Source organism: Aerococcus sp. L_32 (assembly GCF_050689315.1).
This window is the reverse complement of record NZ_JBOEQF010001119.1, coordinates 1-600: the sequence shown is the minus strand read 5'-3', so window position 1 is coordinate 600 and position 600 is coordinate 1. Positions and strand designations below refer to the sequence as shown.

Annotated in this window: 1 protein-coding gene; it reads right to left on the bottom strand. The window is 43.5% G+C overall.

The window, feature by feature from the left end:
- Positions 1–600: ABC transporter permease (locus ACRCJ0_RS18480; RefSeq protein ID WP_431391633.1), on the bottom strand; the 600-nt coding region annotated here is incomplete at both ends.

Genomic DNA, 600 nt, shown 5'->3' with positions numbered 1-600 from the left:
TCCTTTAATAAAGCCGTCCAAATACTTGCGTCGTTTACTTGAAACGGCATCTTGTGGCATATTTACAAACAAGGCCAGTCCGCGTTTTATTTGTTGCTGACGGTCTTGTTCCACTGCGACAATCTTATCCCAGTGCCAACCCTTTTTCCCATCTGAAAAAGGACGAATCCCGGCAAAATGAATGGCGATTAAATACAGCAGTGCAACGCCTAAACAGAGATATGGTGTCACAAAGGAAGCTAATAATAGCGTGATAAAAACCGCTAGATACAAGATTGCCTTGTGAATTTTAATCACCTGGTCGCTGGTATAACGCCAGCTTTCCAAAATAGTATTTAAGTGGGCGGTCTTAAAGCAAATCAAAATTATGGCCAAGACAATCAATTCAAAAATCGAATAGCCCACCATAGTCATCAGCAGTGGGTAAGAAGCAGCAATCATCAGGATAATCACAGCACTCGGCAGTAGTAAGGAGTGGTTCAAGGCTGACCGGAACCAGTCCGTAAATTTCGACTCCATAGGTAAGAGAAAGACCAAGTCTGCTGCCACAATATGTGAAGCCACACCGGTAATAAATACCCCAACCGTCATCAGAACCGC